The organism is Micromonospora sp. NPDC005413, from assembly GCF_040606435.1.
Classification (GTDB): Bacteria; Actinomycetota; Actinomycetes; order Mycobacteriales; family Micromonosporaceae; genus Micromonospora.
The window spans coordinates 630,302-646,267 of the sequence record NZ_JBEXEV010000001.1; the positions used below are offsets into that span (position 1 = coordinate 630,302).

The following is a 15,966-nucleotide window of genomic DNA, read 5'->3' on the forward strand; positions in this document are numbered from 1 at the left end:
CGTAGCCGGCCGTAGAACCCGAGTGGAGCAGGCATGACCAGGCCATCGACCGTGTCGGACATCAGGCGCGGCGACACGGCGACCGACCCGCCGGCACCGGGGCAGGGCACCGCGCGACAGCGCGGCCGCCAGCCCCGGCCCGGCCGGGGCAGCGTCCTCGCTGTCTTTCTGGCGCCTGCCCTGGCGCTGTTCCTGCTGCTGGTCGTCGCACCCATCGTGGTGGCCGGCTACGCCAGCTTCTACAAGTGGAACGGCTTCGGGCTGCCGGAGAACTTCGTCGGGTTGGACAACTACACCCGTGCCTTCAGCGACCCGACCTTCCGCGGCGACCTGTGGCGCGGGCTCCTGCTGGTGGTGCTGTCCCTGGCCGTGCAGCTGCCCGCCGCGCTGGCCCTGGCCATGCTCCTCAACCAGCCGCTGCGGGGCCGGGCCGCCTACCGGCTGATCTTCTTCGCACCGTACGTCCTCTCCGAGGTCACCACGGCCGTCCTGTTCACGCTGGTGTTCTCACCCAACCGGGGCCTGGGCGAGGGGGTCGCCCAGTGGTTGGGCGCCGACGCGGGCACGATCTTCGCTGACCCGGACACGGTGCTGTTCGCCGTCTTCCTGGTGGTGTCCTGGAAGTACTTCGGCCTCTACATGATGCTGTTCCTGGCCGCTCGCCAGGGCATCCCCAAGGAGCTGTCCGAGGCCGCGGTCACCGACGGCGCCACCGCCTGGCAGGCGTTCCGGCACGTCACGCTGCCTCTGCTCGGGCCGACGATCCGCATCAGCGTGTTCCTGTCGGTCATCGGCACCATCCAACTGTTCGACATGGTCTGGGTGCTCACCGGCGGCGGCCCGGTCCACTCCTCGGAGACCCTGGCCGTCACGATGTACCAGTACGGCTTCCGCCGCTTCGAGGTCGGCTACGCCAGCGCGATCAGCATCATCATGTTCCTGCTGAGCCTCGTCTTCGCACTGTTCTACCAGCGCATCGTTCTGCGCCGTGACACCGCGGGCGCGATCACCAACCAGGGAGGCCAGCGATGAGCGGCACGGTGAACCGCGCCCAGCGGACCCGCAGTGTCGTCCTGCACCTCGTCTGCATCGCCGTCGGCGCGCTGATCGTCGTACCGGTCTGGTTCGGGGTGCTCGGCGGCTTCAAGGACAACGGACAGCTGTCCACCAACCCGCTGGGCTGGCCCGACCCCTGGGTGCCGAACTACCTCGACATCCTGGGCACCGGGACGTTCTGGCGGCAGCTCGGCAACAGTCTGCTCATCGCCGTGAGCAGCACCCTCATCGTCGTCGGCTCGGCGGCGATGGCGGCGTTCGTCTTCGCGCGCTACGCGTTCCGGGGCCGCGAGTTCCTGGTCACCCTGTTCGCGATCGGCCTGATGTTCCCGTTCGCGGTGGCCATCCTGCCGTTGTTCGTCCTGCTGCGGAGCGTGGGTCTGCTGGACAACCCGCTCGGCGTCATCCTGCCCCAGGCCGCCTTCGGGCTGCCGATCACCATCATCATCCTGCGGCAGTTCTTCCGAACCATCCCCGCCGAGGTCGAGGAGGCCGCGGTCCTCGACGGGTGCGGCTCCTTCGGGTTCTTCTGGCGGGTCCTGCTGCCGATGGCCCGTCCCGCCCTGGCCACCGTCTCCGTACTGGCGATCGTGACCAGCTGGAACAACTTCATGCTGCCGCTGGTCGTCTTCAGCGACCAGAGCTGGTGGACCCTCCCCGTCGGGGTCCAGGCCTTCCAGGGCCAGTACGCCGACGACACCGCACGGGTGCTCGCCTACGTCGTGCTGTCCATGCTTCCCGCCCTGGGCTTCTACGCCGTGGCCGAACGCCAGCTCATCGGCGGCCTGACCGGCAGCGTCAAGGGATGACCCCGCACCACTGCGAGCAGACCTGAAGCTTCCAGCCAGACGAAGGGGCTGACCGTGGGCTCGGAGAACGGCCGAAACGTCACCATCGCCATGATCGCGCGGCTGGCCGGTGTCTCCGTGCCCACGGTCTCCCGGGTCATCAACGGCCGCTCCGACGTCGCCCCCGACACCAGGGAACGCGTCGAGGCGCTGCTCAACCGGCACGGCTACCGCCGCCGGTCACCGGCACGGCGTACCGACGCCGCCCTCATCGATCTGGTCTTCAACGACCTGGACAGCCCGTGGGCTGTGGAGATCATCCGTGGGGTGGAGGACGTCGGCCAGACCAGCGGCGTCGGCACCGTCGTGTCGGCCATTCACTGGCGCATCTCCTCGGCCAAGCAGTGGCTCGACAACATGCTCACCCGCTCCACCGAGGGCGTCATCTTCGTGACCTCGATGGTGAACCCACCCTTGCAGGCCGAGCTGCGCCGACTCCACCTGCCGGTGGTCATCATCGATCCCGCCGGGGTCGACCCGCAGGAGTCACCCACCATCGGGGCCACCAACTGGGCCGGCAGCCTGAGCGCCAACCAGTACCTGATCAGCCTCGGCCACCGTCGCATCGGCTTTATCGCCGGGCCGCCGCACCTGATGTGCAGCCGGGCCCGGATGGACGGTTACCGGGCCGCCCTCGGCGCGGCCGACATCCCCGTCGACGACACCCTCATCCGCCCGGGCAACTTCTACCACGAGTCCGGTTTCACCGCGGGTACGCAGCTGCTGGGCCTGCCCGACCCGCCCACCGCCATCTTCGCCTCCAGCGACCAGATGGCACTCGGCGTCTACGAGGCGGTTCGCAAGCGCGGCCTACGGGTGCCTGACGACATCAGCGTGGTCGGCTTCGACGACCTGCCCGAGGTCCGGTGGTGCTCCCCGCCGCTGACCACCGTCCGTCAACCCCTGGCCGAGATGGGCATGCTGGCCGCACGGACCGTACTGCGCCTCGCCGGCGGCGAGAAGACCGAAAGCCCTCGAGTCGAGCTCGCCACCGAGCTCATCGTCCGCGACAGCGCCGCACCGCCACCGCGACCGTCGCCGCCTGGGCGGCCACGGTCGTGACCGCCGTTCACGCGTCACGGAGAGCGTCGTCGACGCCCGTCTCCCGGCGGCCGAGGTGCGCCGGGTCCCGACCGGAGAGCAGGTCCAGCGCCGCCTTCAGGCAGGCACCGTTCTCGCGGGACGAGCTGACCCGCCACGTCTGGGCGTAACGCCTCGCGGTCTCGTCGCCCACTCCGCTGGCGTCGATGCCGAGGCGCCTGCACAGTGCCACGGCGCGGGGGAGGTGAAACGACTGGGTCACGACCGTCGCGCGTCGCACTCCGAAGATCCGCTCAGCCCGCGCGCACGAGTCGTACGTGTCGAAACCGGCGTAGTCCAGCACCACCTTCCGCGCCGGCACGCCCCGGTCGACGAGCCAGCTCAGCATTGCGGTGGGCTCGTCGTAGTCCGCGTTCATGTTGTCGCCGGACACCAGGATCGCCCGCACCTTGCCGGCCACGAAGAGCCGTCGCGCGATCTCCAACCGGGCCGCGAGGAACGGTGACGGGCTGCCGTCCGCGTCCACCTTGGTCCCCAGCACCAGGGCGACCGGCGCCTCCGGTACGACTGCCTCGCTGTAGATGTGCTCGTCCGCCGCAGCACGGATCCACACCACGCTGGCCACCGTGCCGCCGGTCAGCAGCACCGCACCGACCATCATCGCGAGGAGCGTGCGGCGCATGAACCGCCGGTGCCCGCCGTACCATCGCCTGGCCGCACCGAATCGTCCCCGCATCCCGCGAGACTATTCCGGCTGCGCTCCCGACGACCGGTCCGGGGTAGATCATCATCGTCTCCACACTTGACTTCAACCAATGTTCACGTCGTAGCGTCGCCGACACCAGTTATCACGGCAGACCCGAACGCTGGGCCACGGCTGAGTTGGGGGCAGACGCGTGCGTGCGATACAGGTTTCCGAGTATGGGGGTCCTGAGGTTCTGGTCCCGGTGGACCTGCCAGACCCGCGAGCCGGAGAAGGGGAGGTCGTCGTACGGGCCGAGGCAATTGACACCATCTACCTGGAGACCCAGATCCGCAGTGGCTGGGGCACGATGTTCGGAGTCGTCCCGCCGTATGTACCGGGCGGCGCAGCCGCCGGAACGGTGGTCTCTACCGGTCCGGGCGTCTCGCCGTCCTGGCTCGGCCGCCGGGTCGTTGCCGGCGCCGGGACGCACGGTTCCTACGCCGAGTTGGTCCGCGCTGGTGTCGACCGGCTGGTGCCGGTCCCAGAACGACTGGATCTGCGAAAGGCCGCGGGTCTTGCGCACGACGGCGTGACCGGCACCGGGATCATCGAGCACGCCAGCGTCAAGCCCGGCGACCGAGTGCTGATCCTGGGAGCCGCGGGCGGCATGGGAACGCTGCTGGTCCAGCTCGCACATTCCTTCGGTGCACAGGTCGTGGGGGCGGCGCGGGGTGAGGCCAAGCTCGCGCTGGTACGGCAGCTGGGCGCCGACGCCGCGGTGGACTACGCCGAGGACGGATGGACCGACTCCGTACGCGACGCCTTCGGCGGCCTGCCAGTCGATGTGCTGCTGGACGGCGTCGGAGGCGAGCTCGGCACCGAAGCCTTCCACCTGGTTGCGGACGGTGCGCACGTGTCGACCCATGGAGCGGCGAGTGGCGACTTTGCCAGAGTGGACGAACAGGCCGTGAAGGCCCGCGGCATCGTGCTGCGGGGCATCACCGATGTGCAGTTCGAGGCGCCGGAGATGGTGCGGCTCGCGGGTAAGGCCCTGGCAAGCGCCGCGGAAGGACGGATGCGTCCGGTGATCGCACGTGAGTATCCGTTGTCCGCCGCAGCCGAAGCTCACCGTGCGATGGAAGCCCGCTCAGTCCCGGGCAAGGGGCTGCTGATTCCCTGACCCGTTGTCGACGGGTCATTCCGCACACGCCGGAGACATGTGTCCCGGGTGGCGTGGCGTACCCCTTGAGATTGTCGTTTCGACCGTGACATTCTTGGCCGTCGATGACATGCCGCGCGCGCGGGGCTGACGACCGTCCAATGGGCAGCCGGGATCCAGCACGGACTCCGGGGGACGGTGACACGAGTGATGGACCAACGAGAGCCATCCGTCCACGAGTCCGCCCACCGCCGCGCCGCACCCCGACCGGCTGGGCGACTCATCTGCGTGAAGGAACCCAGCTCATGCGTAAACCGAAAAGCCGCGCGGCACTCCTGGCGAGCCTGCTGCTCGCCGCGACCGCACTATCCGGCGTCAATCCCCCGACCGCCAGCGCCGCGCCCGATCCGGTCGCCGTGACCGTCAACGCCCGCGCGGGAATGGCGACCGTGCCCAGCACCGCGCTAGGCGTCAACCACGCCATCTGGGACACGAACCTGGGCACCACCGAGACATCCGACCTGCTGCGCGACGCCGGTGTGCAGATGATGCGCTACCCCGGCGGCTCGTACGCCGACATCTACCACTGGAAGGACCACACCGCGCCCGGCGGTTACGTCGCCCCCAATACCGATTTCGACACCTTCATGGCCGGGGTCCGGCGGGTCGGCGCGCAACCGATGATCATTGCGAACTACGGCACCGGCACGCCGGCCGAGGCCGCCGACTGGGTGCGGTACGCCAACGTGACGAAGGGCTACGGCGCGCGGTACTGGACGGTCGGCAATGAGAACTACGGCAACGGGCACTACGGGTCGGCGTGGGAGGCGGATGATCACCCGGACAAGAGCGCGAGCCAGTACGCGCGGCTGGTCGTCGAGTACGCCGACGCCATGAAGGCGGTCGACCCGAGCATCAAGGTCGGCGCGGTGCTGACCATGCCCGGCAACTGGCCGGACGGGATCACCGCCGGCAGCGATCCTGGCCCGTGGAACCAGACCGTGCTCTCCATCGCCGGCCCGAAGATCGACTTCGTGGACGTGCACTGGTACCCGGGTGGCACCGCCGCCGAGTCGCTGGCCCGCGTCAACCATCTCCCGGACGCCACCTACCTGCTGCGGCAGCAACTCAGTCGGTACGCCGGCGCGAACGCCGACCGCATCGGCATCAGCTTCACCGAGCTGAACGTCGACGCGGGCCGGACCACCCAGCCGGCGGCGCTCTTCCTGGCCGACGTCTACAGCGGGCTGCTGGAGAGCGGCGTCTTCACCGTCCAGTGGTGGAACGTGCACAACGGGCTCGGCACCGTGTCGGAGGTGGCGGGCCAGACCGACTACGGCGACTTCGGCATGCTCTCCAGCGGCACCTGCACCGAGGACGGCTCGGTGTGCGAGCCGCCGCTGAACACGCCGTTCGCCCCGTACCACGGGCTGACCATGATGAAGTTGTTCGCCAAGGCCGGCGACCAGTTCGTCCGCGCCGGCACCGACGAGCCACTGGTCACCGCGCACGCCGTCCGCCGGGGCAACGGGGACCTCGCGGTGCTCCTGGTGAACAAGGATCCGGTCACCGCGCACCCGGTCACCATCGACTACGCCGGGTTCACCCCGTCGGCCGCCGCGCCGACGGTGTCCACCCTCACCAACGGCGCCACCGGCATCGCCACCAGCCAGTCCGGCACCGCCACCAGCCGGACGCTGCCGGCGTACTCGTTGACCACGCTCGTGCTGCGCCCGTCCGGCGCGACCGCCGGACGGCCCGCGGCACCGGGCCAGCCCGCCGCCAGCGGCGTCACCGACCGCACCGCGACGATCTCCTGGCCGGCCGCCACCCCGGGCGGGAGCCCGATCGCCAAGTACGAGGTGTACCGGCAGAACGGTGCGGTCAGCGAGCAGTTGGGGGAGACGACGACCACCTCGTTCGCGGTCGGCAACCTCGTGCCGGGCAGCAGGTACACCGTCAACGTGCTGGCCCGGGACACCGCCGGCCGAGTGTCCTGGTCGTCACCGCCGCTCACCTTCGCCACCGGTGGCCCTGCCGCCAGCGCGTGCACCGTCCGCTTCACCACCAACAGCGACTGGGGCAACGGCTACATCGGCGGTGTCGAGATCACCAACAACCGGACGAGCCCGATCAACGGCTGGACCCTCACCTGGACCTGGCCCACCGGCTGGCAGCAGGTCAGCAGCGGCTGGAGCGCCACCTGGGAACAGGTCGGCACCGCCGTGCGGGTCACCCCCACCGATGACAACCGGCAGATCGCCGCCGGCGGCAGCGTGAGCGCCGGCTTCGTCGGCGCGTACAGCGGCCCGAACGTGCTGCCCACCGCGTTCAGCCTGAACGGCACCGTCTGCGCGACCGGCTGACGTCACCGCCGTGCTCCGGCCAGCTTGGGCTGGACCCTGAGGTACTCGCCGAGGTCTGTGATGCCTGTGAGTCATTGTGATGACTCACAGGCATCACGCTCGTCAAGGGAAGGTCGACCGGCCCGCACGCAGACGGCCGGGTCGAGCGCGGCCCACCGCGCGCTGGACGGAGTGGTGGGCTGTGTGCGTCGGCCTGGGCATATTCGCCCACGCACCGGGAGGGCGACATCCTGGGTTGCGACGCTGTGGAGCTGATGTCGCAAACGAATCATCCAATCGCCCGCGCGTCCCAATCGCCCGCGCGTCCCAATCGCCCGCGCGTCCCAATCGCCCGCGCGCCCCAATCGCCCGCGCGCCCCAATCGCCCGACCGGCTCACCGGCTCACCTGATCCTCATCGTCTGATTCGTTGACGGCATCAGCTCCATAGGACCCGAACCTCACTGCCGCCCCCGGTCGGGCGGCGTGGTAGCGGCGTGGTTCGTCGCTTGCGAGCAGGGCCGACCGGCCGCAGGACGGGATTCCTATCGGGCGGACGCCCAGCCGGTGAAGCGGCCGCTCAGGTCGGCCGGCGCGGCGCTCGGGTTAAGCGCGGCGAGGTTGGCGGCGGCCTCCGCCTGAAGCGCCGCCAGGTGAGCCAGCAGGGCCGGGCGATCCAGTCGGTAGGTCGCGAGGAGACGGAGCTTTGCCGTTGAGCAGGGCCAGGCGATGCCGCACGTGCCGCAGCGCCACGTCGGGCGGGCCGGCTGGTGGTCGGGAGCGCGACGGGGCATCAGCCGACCCGCACCGGACCGCACCGGACCGGCCGCCGAGCATCACGCCGGGGCGGCGCAGCCGGCTGGGGTGGTGCAGCCGGGCGAGACAACGCGGCAGTCCGGGGCGGTGCGGCAGCCCGGGAGGGCGCGGCGGGCGGGGAGGCCAGCCATTGTGCGCCGGCCGGCATGAGGTACAGCTCGCGCCGGGCGATGGCGTCGCCGTTCGGGCCGAGCTGGTAGGCGTCGATCCACAACCAACCGTGGTACGTGTGCCGGTCGGTGAGGGCGCGGATCACGCGGACGGTGATGGGCCGGGCGAACTGCGGGCTCGCGGCGCGGGTCAGGTGCAGTAGGTCACCGGACCGCACCTGCGGCGACGGGTCGATGGGCATGGTCTCCCCCTGGCAGGCGTTGGGAGGGGCCGCCCCGTGAGTGCTCGCCCAGCAGGGCGGCCCCGGTACGAACGCGTCCGCCGGGTCTCGGGTCCTCCACCGGCCGCGCCGCTGGTGACACTCTGCTGTGGAGGCGACTACGCTCGGAAGGTGGTTCGCCGGTTCGGGCTGAGCTGGCGAAACGTTCCACGCCGGGCAGTGGCGTGAGTAGTCGATCTTCCGGGTTGGGGAGCATTGAATGGCCGACTTGCCGCACCCGCTCGCCGCGTTCATCGTGGCCGAGATTCGCCGCGCCCGAGGGGCCGCCGGAATGACGCAGGAGGCGTTCGGCCGGGGTGCCGGCTTCAGCGCCTCCCACGTCAGTGCCGTCGAGGGCGAGACGCGGGCGTTGACGATGGACTTCATCAAGGGCGCCGACCGGGCCCTGAACAACGCCGGGCTGTTCGAGCGCATGGTGGGAAAGCTCGGCACCCCGTCCTGGTTCCTGCCGTGGCTCGACGCGGAGCGCACCGCGACCCAGCTCCGGTGCTTTCAGCCGAGCCTCGTTCCGGGTCTGCTCCAGACCGAGGCCTATGCCCGAGCGGTCATCCGCTGCGATGACACGTTGAGTGACGACGAGGTCGAGAAGCGGCTCGCCCACCGGATCGACCGGCAGGCGGTCCTCACGAAGGTGAACGCCCCGCAGTTCATCGCCGTCATCGGCGAGGCGGTGCTCCGCCGCGCTGCCGTGGACTTCCGCGACATCATGGCGGGGCAGATAAAGCAGTTGACCACTCTCGCTGAGCGCCCGAACATCAGCGTTCACGTGCTGCCGGACGAGGTCAGCATGCACGTCGGCCTGACCGGACCGTTCAGCCTGGCGCGTTTGCCCGACCACAAGTGGGTGGGGCAGATGGAGAACCAGCTCGGTGGAGTGGTCGTGGACCGCGACATCGATGTGGATACTCTCGTGTCGAGGTGGGAGACGGTTCGCAACGAAGCGCTACCCCGCCGTCAGTCGATCGACCTGATCAAGGAAGTGGTGACGTCATGGACCTGATCGGCGCTACGTGGCGTAAGTCGACCCGCAGCGGCTCCGGCGGCGGCGACTGCGTCGAGGTTGCGGACAACCTCCCTGGCATCGTTGGTGTGCGGGACTCCAAGGACCCGGCGGGACCGGCCCTGGTCTTCAGGCCGGCGTCCTGGCGGGCGTTCGTCGCCGACGTGCCCCGGCGGTCGTAAGCGTTCAAGCGGAAAGCGCCCGCCCCCGAAACCTGCGGGGACGGGCGCTTTGCCGTGCAGGATCCGTCAGCCGACCACGGACCGCAGTGGCACTCGCGCGTCGCGCAGCGCGCGTACCAGGTCCGCCAGGAACGGGTGCTCGTCGGCCTGGAGTCCCTCCGGGTTCGGGATCACGACGTACGCCGAGCTGCCCTTCGCGGACGTCTGGGCGTCAGTGGTGAAGCGTTCGACGATTGCCTGCGTGCGCGCCAGGTCCGTCGTCGCCACCTCGATGGTGGTCGGCCGCCATCCGCCGCCCAGGTCCGGCGTCACCGGCGCGGCTGCGGCGCTGGCGCGCGCCGCGTCGGCCCCGGGCGAGCGCCGGGCGTCCGGCGCGGTGGTCGCGCCCGCCGGGTAGAGCAGCGCGTTGGCCACCAGGTGCAGACCATTCTCGTTGTACGCCCGGAAGAGCGGATTGAACGCGAACAGCACCGCCCGACCGGCGCCGGTCGGCTCGTCGACCAGGGCAGCCGTCCCCTTCAGTGTGCCGTCGCCGACGGTGTAGCCGTTGGCCCAGAAGGTGTCACCCGTCGGGTAGCTGAGCACGTTCGTCCCGGTGGTGCTCGGGTTGAGGATCGGGTCGTTGTTGTTGAACTCGAAGTCCTCGGCGGGACGGCCCAGCGCCACCGGGCTGTCGTGGTCGACGTTCACCCGCAGGTGGGAGCCGATCACCAGGTAGTCGGCCGGTTTGGCCTTCTCGGTGGTGGAGGTGAGCCCGGCGGCGCGGGCCACCCGGGTGCCCTCGTTGCGCAGCCCGACGTAGGTGTGGCCCTGGGCGATCCAGTCGCGCAGGTTGGCCTGCCCGGCGGCGGTCAGACCGCCGGTCGCGCTGCTGCCGTCCGGCACCAGCAGCACCGTACGTCCGGTGAACGCCTCGGTGTTGTCGTTGATGTCGGCCGTGGTGACCGGCGTGAGGTCGAGGCCCCACCGCTTGCCGAGCACGTACCGGGCCTCGCCATGGGAGCCCGACGTGGTGGAGATGCCGGTGCCCTGGAACAGCCCGACGTCGGGCAGGTCGAGGCGGGTGCCGGTGGGTCGCCCGCCCGGGGTGAGGGTCACTCCGAGTGATTCGGCCAGCTCGTCGACCGTACGGCTCAGCTTGGTCGCCGGGAGGGCGACCCTGCTGGTCTTCAGGTCGCGTACGAGCGGGACGCCGCGGCCGAGCAGGGTGAACGTGAGCTCCGCGGCCGCCTCCGAGTCCAGCGGGTACGTGTAGGAGCCCCACGGCCACGCCGGAGCGGTCCGACCGCCGGTGATCTTCCGGACCAACTGGGCCTTGGGCCGTACGTTGTCACCGGTGTAGATGGTGGAGACGCCCATCAGCAGCGGGTTGCTCCAGGACGACACGTCGTAGAAGTAGGGGAACGGAGTGTACGGATCCTCGCCCATGATGGCCTGGATCCAGTGCTTCTGCGGTTGGTCCATCGGGATCCAGTACGCGCCCTTGGGCACGGTCAGGTTGGTGGCCGTCCGCCCGCCGAAGACCCGCGCGGTGGGCACCCGGGTGGGCTTCTGCACCTCGTACACCTCGACGTCCATCCGGCGCAGCCGCTCGACGAGTTGGCGGACGTCGGCGAGCTGCCGGTCGGGCAGCAGGAAGTACGAGCGGATCTTGATGTCGGGCACCGGGAACTGGACCTCGTTGGTGGGCTGGACCACCTCATTCGGTTCCAGCGTGCCCGCCCTGCCCTGGGCGAGCGCGTCGGTCCAGATGTCGAAGTAGCCGTTCAGCACCTCGCGCTTGTTCGCGGCGGCCCAACCGAGCGTCGACCACTGGGTGTTGAACTGCTGCTGGACGCGGTCGGCCACCGCCGACGCGCTGCCCTTCTCGTACGTCATGCCGGCGGCACCGAAGCCGGTGGTCGGCACCGTGTCGCCGTAACCCATGAAGAACATGTCGTACGTGTCGTAGTTGAAGTAGCACTCGGTGGTGACGGTGTCGTCGCAGGCGCCGTTGTAGCCGAACCCGGCCTTGTTGGCCTCGCCGATCCGGTTGATCCAGTCCACCGCCTCACCGGCGATCTCGTGGTGGATCGGGTCGGCGTTGGGCGGGAAGAAGTACTGGCGGCCACCCATCTCGTGGGCGTCGATGAAGACCTGCGGCGGGTAGCGGCGCAGCAGTTCGAGCTTGCCGTCGGTCTCCTGCTGCGTGCGGGCGAACCAGTCCCGGTTCATGTCGAAGCCGAACTCGTTCTGCCGCCGGGTCGCGTCGCGGCCGTCCGGGTTCTGGGTGGGAACGATGATGGTGACGAGATTGTCATTGCGTTGCGCGACCGCGCAGGACAGGCCCGCCGCCAACTCGTACAGCGTCTTGAGCGCCGCGTCGGTGCCGCTCTTCTCGCCGCCGTGCACGTTCGCGGTGACCCAGACGATGGCCGGGCTGTCCTTCGCCGTCCGGTCGGCCGTCCGCGCGCTGGTCCGGCGAGGGTCGCGCAGATCCCGGACGTCGTCGGCGATCTTGCGCAGGGCGGCCGGCCGCATGTTGCCCTCGTTGGACACCACCGCGTACGGCAAGGGCTGGCCGAGCACACTGGTGGCCATCACGCCGGTGACGACCCGGTCGGAGGCGCCGTCCACGGCCCCGAGGTACGTCCGGACCTCGTCATTCGTGACGACCCGTTCCTGCCCCGCGCCGAGCGGGAAGCCGAGCACGGCCTCCGGGGTGGGCACGGTGCTCAACCGGGCGGTCGGGTCGTTGCGGCAGGGGGAGGGCCGGGCGGCGCTCGCGGCTGCTGTGCCGCTGAGCAGGGGGACCATGCTGAGCAGGAGTGCGATCGTGGCGGCACTGGCCAGCCGCTTCGGGGGGACCGTCCAGAACGGACGCGACGATGGATCCATGTCTCGGGTTCCCTTCTCGGGAATAGCCTCGCAGTGGCCGGAGCCTATGAACCGTCTGTGCAACGGTCAAGGTCTGATCGACTCGGGTGATTTTGCGGGCTGCCCGAGGGCCATGCCGGCTGGCAGGATGAGGGTGTGGGGTTGTGCTCGCCCGGAAGGAGGAGACGTTGCCCGCGTCCCAGGAGACGATCACGCTCTCGGTCGATCCAGATCTTCCCTCCGCCGATGCTCGGCGTTCTCTCGCGTCCTGGTTGCGGTCCGAGGACCGGCTTCGCGACAGGGTGACCTCGGCTCCGACCGCCGGTGCGACGACGCCGTCCGACGAGTCGTCGGCGCGGGCCACGGACGCGCTGTGGGTGGCCGTCGACAGCGGCGGCGTCCTGGTGTTGGTGCAGGCGGTCGCCGCATGGCTGACCCACCGCCGCGACGACGTGACGGTGACTCTGACCGGTCCACATGGATGGTCGGCCGAGTTCGACGTGCGCCAGGCTCGTGACATGGACCAGGTGACCGCGCTCATCGAGGCCGCGGTGCGCGCGGTGACCACCGAGGAGAGGTAGGCGGCCCGCCGCCGGCCGGGAAATCGGTCGGCGACGGGCCAGAAAACCGCTGGGGTACGCCTACCAGGTCGTCAGGCCGAGACCGATGGTCTTGGTCAACGTGGCGTTGTCGTCGTCACCGTCGAGCGACCAGATCATGGCTCCGGCCAGGCCGGCCCGACGGATGTAGAGCGTCTTCTGCAGCACGACCGCCGGATCGTCGTACGTCCAGAACGTCGTACCGTCGAACAGCCAGGCGTGCCCGCTGCGGAGGTCGCGGTGCACGGTGTAGCCGTTGTTGGCGAGGGTCTTGAGCTGCTTGTAGTCCTCGTACCCGGCTTCGAAGGTGGCCGGCGCGGGCCCGGTGGCGGGCTTGAACAGGCCGTTGCCGCCCCCGGTGACGCCGGTCCAGCCCCGGCCGTAGTACGGGATGCCGAGGACCAGCTTGTCGCGCGGCGCCCCGCGAGTGATCCAGCCGTCGATGGCCACCTCGGCGGAGAAGTCCGGGTTGTCGGGAGCACCCGCCGGTACGCGCAGCGCCGACTGCTGGTTGGTCACCGCGTCCCAGCTGCCGTGGAAGTCGTACCCCTGCACGGTGGCGAAGTCGAGGTACTTGAAGATCTTGCGGCCCTCGTACCCGGCGTCCATCGTGGCCGGGTTGGCCGGCAGGAAGGCGGTCAGGGGGTGGTGCGCGCGGGTCGTGCGCCCGTACGCGTCGAGTTGCCGGCGGAACTCGGCGAGCAGCTTGGTGAAGTTCTCCCGGTCCTCCGGGCGGATGACGTTGCCGGGCTCACCTTCCCAGTTCGGCCACTCCCAGTCGAGGTCGATGCCGTCGAAGACACCGGCGGCCGTACCCGGGCCGCCTGCGGCGCCGTCCCCGCCCGGCAGGTTGCCCTTGAGGTAGAGGTCGATGCAGGACGTGACGAACGCCTTGCGGGAGGCGTCGGTGCGGGCTGCGTTCGAGAAGTACGTCGACCAGCTCCAGCCGCCCAGAGAGATCAGCACCTTCAGTTTGGGGTGCTTGGCCTTCAGCTTGGCGAGCTGGCCGAAGTTGCCGTTGAGCGCCTGGCCCGGGGCGTCGGCGACGCCGTCGACGCTCTCCTCCGCAGGGACGGGTCGCTGGTAGTCGGCCCAGGCGTCGCCCTCACCCGGCCCGCCGTCCACATGGCAGCGTCCGTCCTCGCTGACGTTGCCGAAGGCGTAGTTGACGTGGGTGAGGCGGCTCGCCGCCCCGGAGGTGTCGAGCTTCTTGACCGGGAACGCCCGGCCGTAGATGCCCCACTGGGTGAAGTAGCCGACCCGGTGGTAGCCGGCCCGGTCGGTCTTGGCACCCGCGCTCGCGGCGGTCGGCGGGGCGGCGGTGATCAGCAGGGTCGTCAGGGCGACGACGGCGGTGAGACGGCGGTGGCGGAATGGTCGCATCGGCACACTCCAACGAGGTATCAAGCGGAATTAGTAAAGATACTTATCTGATTGATGAAGTTAAGCCGGTCACGGTCCGCGGTCAAGAGCCGTCCAGCCACATGGGGGATTGTGAGGGCGTTACCCGGTGGTAACGATGTTGTGCCATGGACTCAGCCTTGACTCTGATCGGCCTGCCCATCGCCCTCGGCATCATCATGCTCGGTCTGGGTCTCGGACTGACCATCGCGGACTTCCGCCGGGTGGCCCAGCACCCGAGAGCCGCCGTCATCGCGCTGGCGTGTCAGGTGCTTGTCCTGCCGGCGCTCTGCTTCTGCCTCGTCCTCGCGTTCGACCTGGCGCCCGAGCTGGCCGTCGGCATGATGCTGCTGGCCGCCTCCCCGGGAGGCACGACGGCCAACCTCTTCAGCCACCTGTTCGGCGGGCACGTGGCCCTGAACATCACCCTCACCGCCATCAACTCGGTGCTCGCCGTGTTCACCCTGCCGATCCTGGTCAACCTGTCGGCCGCATACTTCCTGCCCGACGGGAGGAGTCTCGGCCTCCAGTTCGACAAGGTGCTACAGGTCTTCGCCATCGTGCTCGTCCCGGTCGCGATCGGCATGCTGATCCGCGCCCGGATGCCGCATCTCGCCGAGCGTCTGAACCGTCCGGTCCGGATTCTCTCGGTCATCGTGCTCGTGGCGGTGATCGCCGGCGCCGTGCTCGGCGAGCGGGAGAACATCGCCGACTACTTCGTCTCGGTCGGCCTGGCCGTGCTCGCGTTCAACCTGCTGAGCCTCGCGATCGGGTACGGGGTGCCGCGACTGGCCGGCGTCGACCGGAGCGCCGCGACGGCGGCCGGGTTCGAGATCGGCATCCACAACAGCACCCTGGCCATCACGATCGCGCTCAGCCCGGCGCTGCTCAACAGCACCCAGATGGCGATCCCAGGGGCCGTCTACGGCATCGTCATGTTCTTCACCGCGGCGGCCTTCGGCTACCTGGTAACCCGCGTCGGCACCAGGTCCGCCGCCACCCTGACGCCCTGACGGGCCTGGTGCTGGCCCGGCCGCCCCCGTGGACCGGGCCAGCCTCTCAGCCGACCTGGCTGTTGTCCTTGAGCGAACCCCAGCCGTGCCAACGATCGATCTCGATCAAGGCGCTGACCCGAGCGCGTTCCCGCCGTGGGTACGCGTTCCCGGTGTAGTGCTGGGACAGCCGGTCGATGTCGGCGAGGCCCTCGTCGGCCCGCAGTTCGGCGACGTGCCCGATGATGCTGACGTGGGTGTACCAGCCGGCTTCGTCGAGCACGGTGAGGGACACCCGGGGGTCGTTCCGAACGTGCTCCAGCCGACGGCGGCTCTCGTCCATGTTCACCAGGATCCGACCGTTCTCCCACAGGTACCAGGTAGCGGCGGACACCGGCTGACCACCCGCCTGAAGCGTGGTCATGACGGCCGGGTTCGGCTTCTGGAGCATGGCGATGGCGGCCTCGGGCAGCGGTGGCTTGGACATGGAGTCTCTCCTCGTCGGGTCGGCGATACCCCTGCACGTTACGCACCCGCCGACCCGATCGCCGTCGGATCGGGATCATGACGCGCGTGGCTCGGCACCGAGCGGGGCC

General features: G+C 69.7%; 15 protein-coding genes. 9 read left to right on the plus strand and 6 right to left on the minus strand.

Annotated features, from left to right (window positions below):
• Window positions 1-33 precede the first annotated feature (33 nt).
• The 3 genes from ABZS37_RS02515 to ABZS37_RS02525 are packed head-to-tail and all read left to right on the plus strand — an operon-like array spanning window position 34 to window position 2,966.
• Window positions 34-1,032 (plus strand): sugar ABC transporter permease, encoded by a 999-nt coding sequence (locus ABZS37_RS02515; protein ID WP_355165027.1) that lies wholly within the window; start codon window positions 34-36, stop codon window positions 1,030-1,032.
• The gene (locus tag ABZS37_RS02520; RefSeq protein WP_355165028.1) at window positions 1,029-1,865 is read left to right on the plus strand and encodes a carbohydrate ABC transporter permease; all 837 of its coding nucleotides are present in this window, start codon (window positions 1,029-1,031) and stop codon (window positions 1,863-1,865) included. Before ABZS37_RS02515 ends, ABZS37_RS02520 begins: the two co-directional genes overlap by 4 nt.
• A 54-nt stretch (window positions 1,866-1,919) precedes the next feature.
• On the plus strand, window positions 1,920-2,966 hold the full coding sequence (locus tag ABZS37_RS02525) for a LacI family DNA-binding transcriptional regulator (protein ID WP_355165029.1): 1,047 nt from the start codon (window positions 1,920-1,922) through the stop codon (window positions 2,964-2,966).
• Between the two features lie 7 nt (window positions 2,967-2,973).
• Here the strand turns inward: ABZS37_RS02525 and ABZS37_RS02530 are convergent, their stop codons facing one another.
• Window positions 2,974-3,627, minus strand: a complete 654-nt coding sequence (locus ABZS37_RS02530; protein ID WP_355165030.1) for an ElyC/SanA/YdcF family protein — start codon at window positions 3,625-3,627, stop codon at window positions 2,974-2,976.
• A 265-nt stretch (window positions 3,628-3,892) separates the two neighbouring features.
• Here ABZS37_RS02530 and ABZS37_RS02535 point away from each other — a divergent pair, with 265 nt between their 5' ends.
• Both ABZS37_RS02535 and ABZS37_RS02540 read left to right on the plus strand, forming a co-directional pair.
• On the plus strand, window positions 3,893-4,810 hold the full coding sequence (locus tag ABZS37_RS02535; protein WP_355165031.1) for a zinc-binding dehydrogenase: 918 nt from the start codon (window positions 3,893-3,895) through the stop codon (window positions 4,808-4,810).
• 284 nt (window positions 4,811-5,094) lie between these two features.
• Complete coding sequence (locus ABZS37_RS02540) at window positions 5,095-7,155, plus strand: cellulose binding domain-containing protein (RefSeq protein ID WP_355165032.1); 2,061 nt, start codon at window positions 5,095-5,097, stop codon at window positions 7,153-7,155.
• Window positions 7,156-7,678: 523 nt separating this feature from the next.
• On the opposite strand, the gene ABZS37_RS02545 is transcribed toward ABZS37_RS02540, so the two are convergent.
• Both ABZS37_RS02545 and ABZS37_RS02550 read right to left on the minus strand, forming a co-directional pair.
• Window positions 7,679-7,927 carry a flavin reductase gene (locus ABZS37_RS02545; protein ID WP_355165033.1) on the minus strand — a complete coding sequence of 83 codons (249 nt, stop codon included), beginning with the start codon at window positions 7,925-7,927 and terminating at the stop codon, window positions 7,679-7,681.
• Entirely contained in the window at window positions 7,927-8,301 is a 375-nt protein-coding gene (locus ABZS37_RS02550; protein ID WP_355165034.1) for a hypothetical protein, read from the minus strand. Before ABZS37_RS02550 ends, ABZS37_RS02545 begins: the two co-directional genes overlap by 1 nt.
• A gap of 238 nt (window positions 8,302-8,539) precedes the next feature.
• Between ABZS37_RS02550 and ABZS37_RS02555 the strand changes: the two genes are divergently transcribed.
• Window positions 8,540-9,340, plus strand: coding sequence for a helix-turn-helix transcriptional regulator (locus ABZS37_RS02555; protein ID WP_355165035.1), 801 nt, complete (start codon window positions 8,540-8,542; stop codon window positions 9,338-9,340).
• A complete protein-coding gene (locus ABZS37_RS02560; protein WP_355165036.1) occupies window positions 9,331-9,522 on the plus strand; it encodes a DUF397 domain-containing protein in 192 nt (63 codons plus the stop codon). The genes ABZS37_RS02555 and ABZS37_RS02560 overlap by 10 nt, the downstream gene beginning before the upstream one ends.
• A gap of 66 nt (window positions 9,523-9,588) precedes the next feature.
• Here the strand turns inward: ABZS37_RS02560 and ABZS37_RS02565 are convergent, their stop codons facing one another.
• The gene (locus ABZS37_RS02565) at window positions 9,589-12,399 is read right to left on the minus strand and encodes a M14 family zinc carboxypeptidase (protein ID WP_355165037.1); all 2,811 of its coding nucleotides are present in this window, start codon (window positions 12,397-12,399) and stop codon (window positions 9,589-9,591) included.
• A 143-nt stretch (window positions 12,400-12,542) separates the two neighbouring features.
• Between ABZS37_RS02565 and ABZS37_RS02570 the strand changes: the two genes are divergently transcribed.
• A complete protein-coding gene (locus ABZS37_RS02570) occupies window positions 12,543-12,959 on the plus strand; it encodes a hypothetical protein (RefSeq protein ID WP_355165038.1) in 417 nt (138 codons plus the stop codon).
• A 60-nt stretch (window positions 12,960-13,019) separates the two neighbouring features.
• On the opposite strand, the gene ABZS37_RS02575 is transcribed toward ABZS37_RS02570, so the two are convergent.
• Window positions 13,020-14,360 carry a glycoside hydrolase family 18 protein gene (locus ABZS37_RS02575; protein WP_355165039.1) on the minus strand — a complete coding sequence of 447 codons (1,341 nt, stop codon included), beginning with the start codon at window positions 14,358-14,360 and terminating at the stop codon, window positions 13,020-13,022.
• A gap of 146 nt (window positions 14,361-14,506) precedes the next feature.
• On the opposite strand from ABZS37_RS02575, the gene ABZS37_RS02580 reads away from it, so the two are divergent.
• Window positions 14,507-15,391: a bile acid:sodium symporter family protein gene (locus ABZS37_RS02580; protein WP_355165040.1), complete on the plus strand. Its 885-nt coding sequence runs from the start codon at window positions 14,507-14,509 to the stop codon at window positions 15,389-15,391.
• Between the two features lie 46 nt (window positions 15,392-15,437).
• On the opposite strand, the gene ABZS37_RS02585 is transcribed toward ABZS37_RS02580, so the two are convergent.
• Window positions 15,438-15,857 (minus strand): PPOX class F420-dependent oxidoreductase, encoded by a 420-nt coding sequence (locus tag ABZS37_RS02585; protein ID WP_355165041.1) that lies wholly within the window; start codon window positions 15,855-15,857, stop codon window positions 15,438-15,440.
• Window positions 15,858-15,966: the final 109 nt, after the last annotated feature.

Coding starts and splice junctions, on each gene's coding strand:
- ABZS37_RS02560 (WP_355165036.1), top strand. CDS start 9,331: ATGGACCTGATCGGCGCTACGTGGCGTAAGTCGACCCGCAGCGGCTCC.
- ABZS37_RS02555 (WP_355165035.1), top strand. CDS start 8,540: ATGGCCGACTTGCCGCACCCGCTCGCCGCGTTCATCGTGGCCGAGATT.
- ABZS37_RS02565 (WP_355165037.1), bottom strand. CDS start 12,399: ATGGATCCATCGTCGCGTCCGTTCTGGACGGTCCCCCCGAAGCGGCTG.
- ABZS37_RS02550 (WP_355165034.1), bottom strand. CDS start 8,301: ATGCCCATCGACCCGTCGCCGCAGGTGCGGTCCGGTGACCTACTGCAC.
- ABZS37_RS02585 (WP_355165041.1), bottom strand. CDS start 15,857: ATGTCCAAGCCACCGCTGCCCGAGGCCGCCATCGCCATGCTCCAGAAG.
- ABZS37_RS02545 (WP_355165033.1), bottom strand. CDS start 7,927: ATGCCCCGTCGCGCTCCCGACCACCAGCCGGCCCGCCCGACGTGGCGC.
- ABZS37_RS02540 (WP_355165032.1), top strand. CDS start 5,095: ATGCGTAAACCGAAAAGCCGCGCGGCACTCCTGGCGAGCCTGCTGCTC.
- ABZS37_RS02575 (WP_355165039.1), bottom strand. CDS start 14,360: ATGCGACCATTCCGCCACCGCCGTCTCACCGCCGTCGTCGCCCTGACG.
- ABZS37_RS02530 (WP_355165030.1), bottom strand. CDS start 3,627: ATGCGCCGCACGCTCCTCGCGATGATGGTCGGTGCGGTGCTGCTGACC.
- ABZS37_RS02515 (WP_355165027.1), top strand. CDS start 34: ATGACCAGGCCATCGACCGTGTCGGACATCAGGCGCGGCGACACGGCG.
- ABZS37_RS02520 (WP_355165028.1), top strand. CDS start 1,029: ATGAGCGGCACGGTGAACCGCGCCCAGCGGACCCGCAGTGTCGTCCTG.
- ABZS37_RS02580 (WP_355165040.1), top strand. CDS start 14,507: ATGGACTCAGCCTTGACTCTGATCGGCCTGCCCATCGCCCTCGGCATC.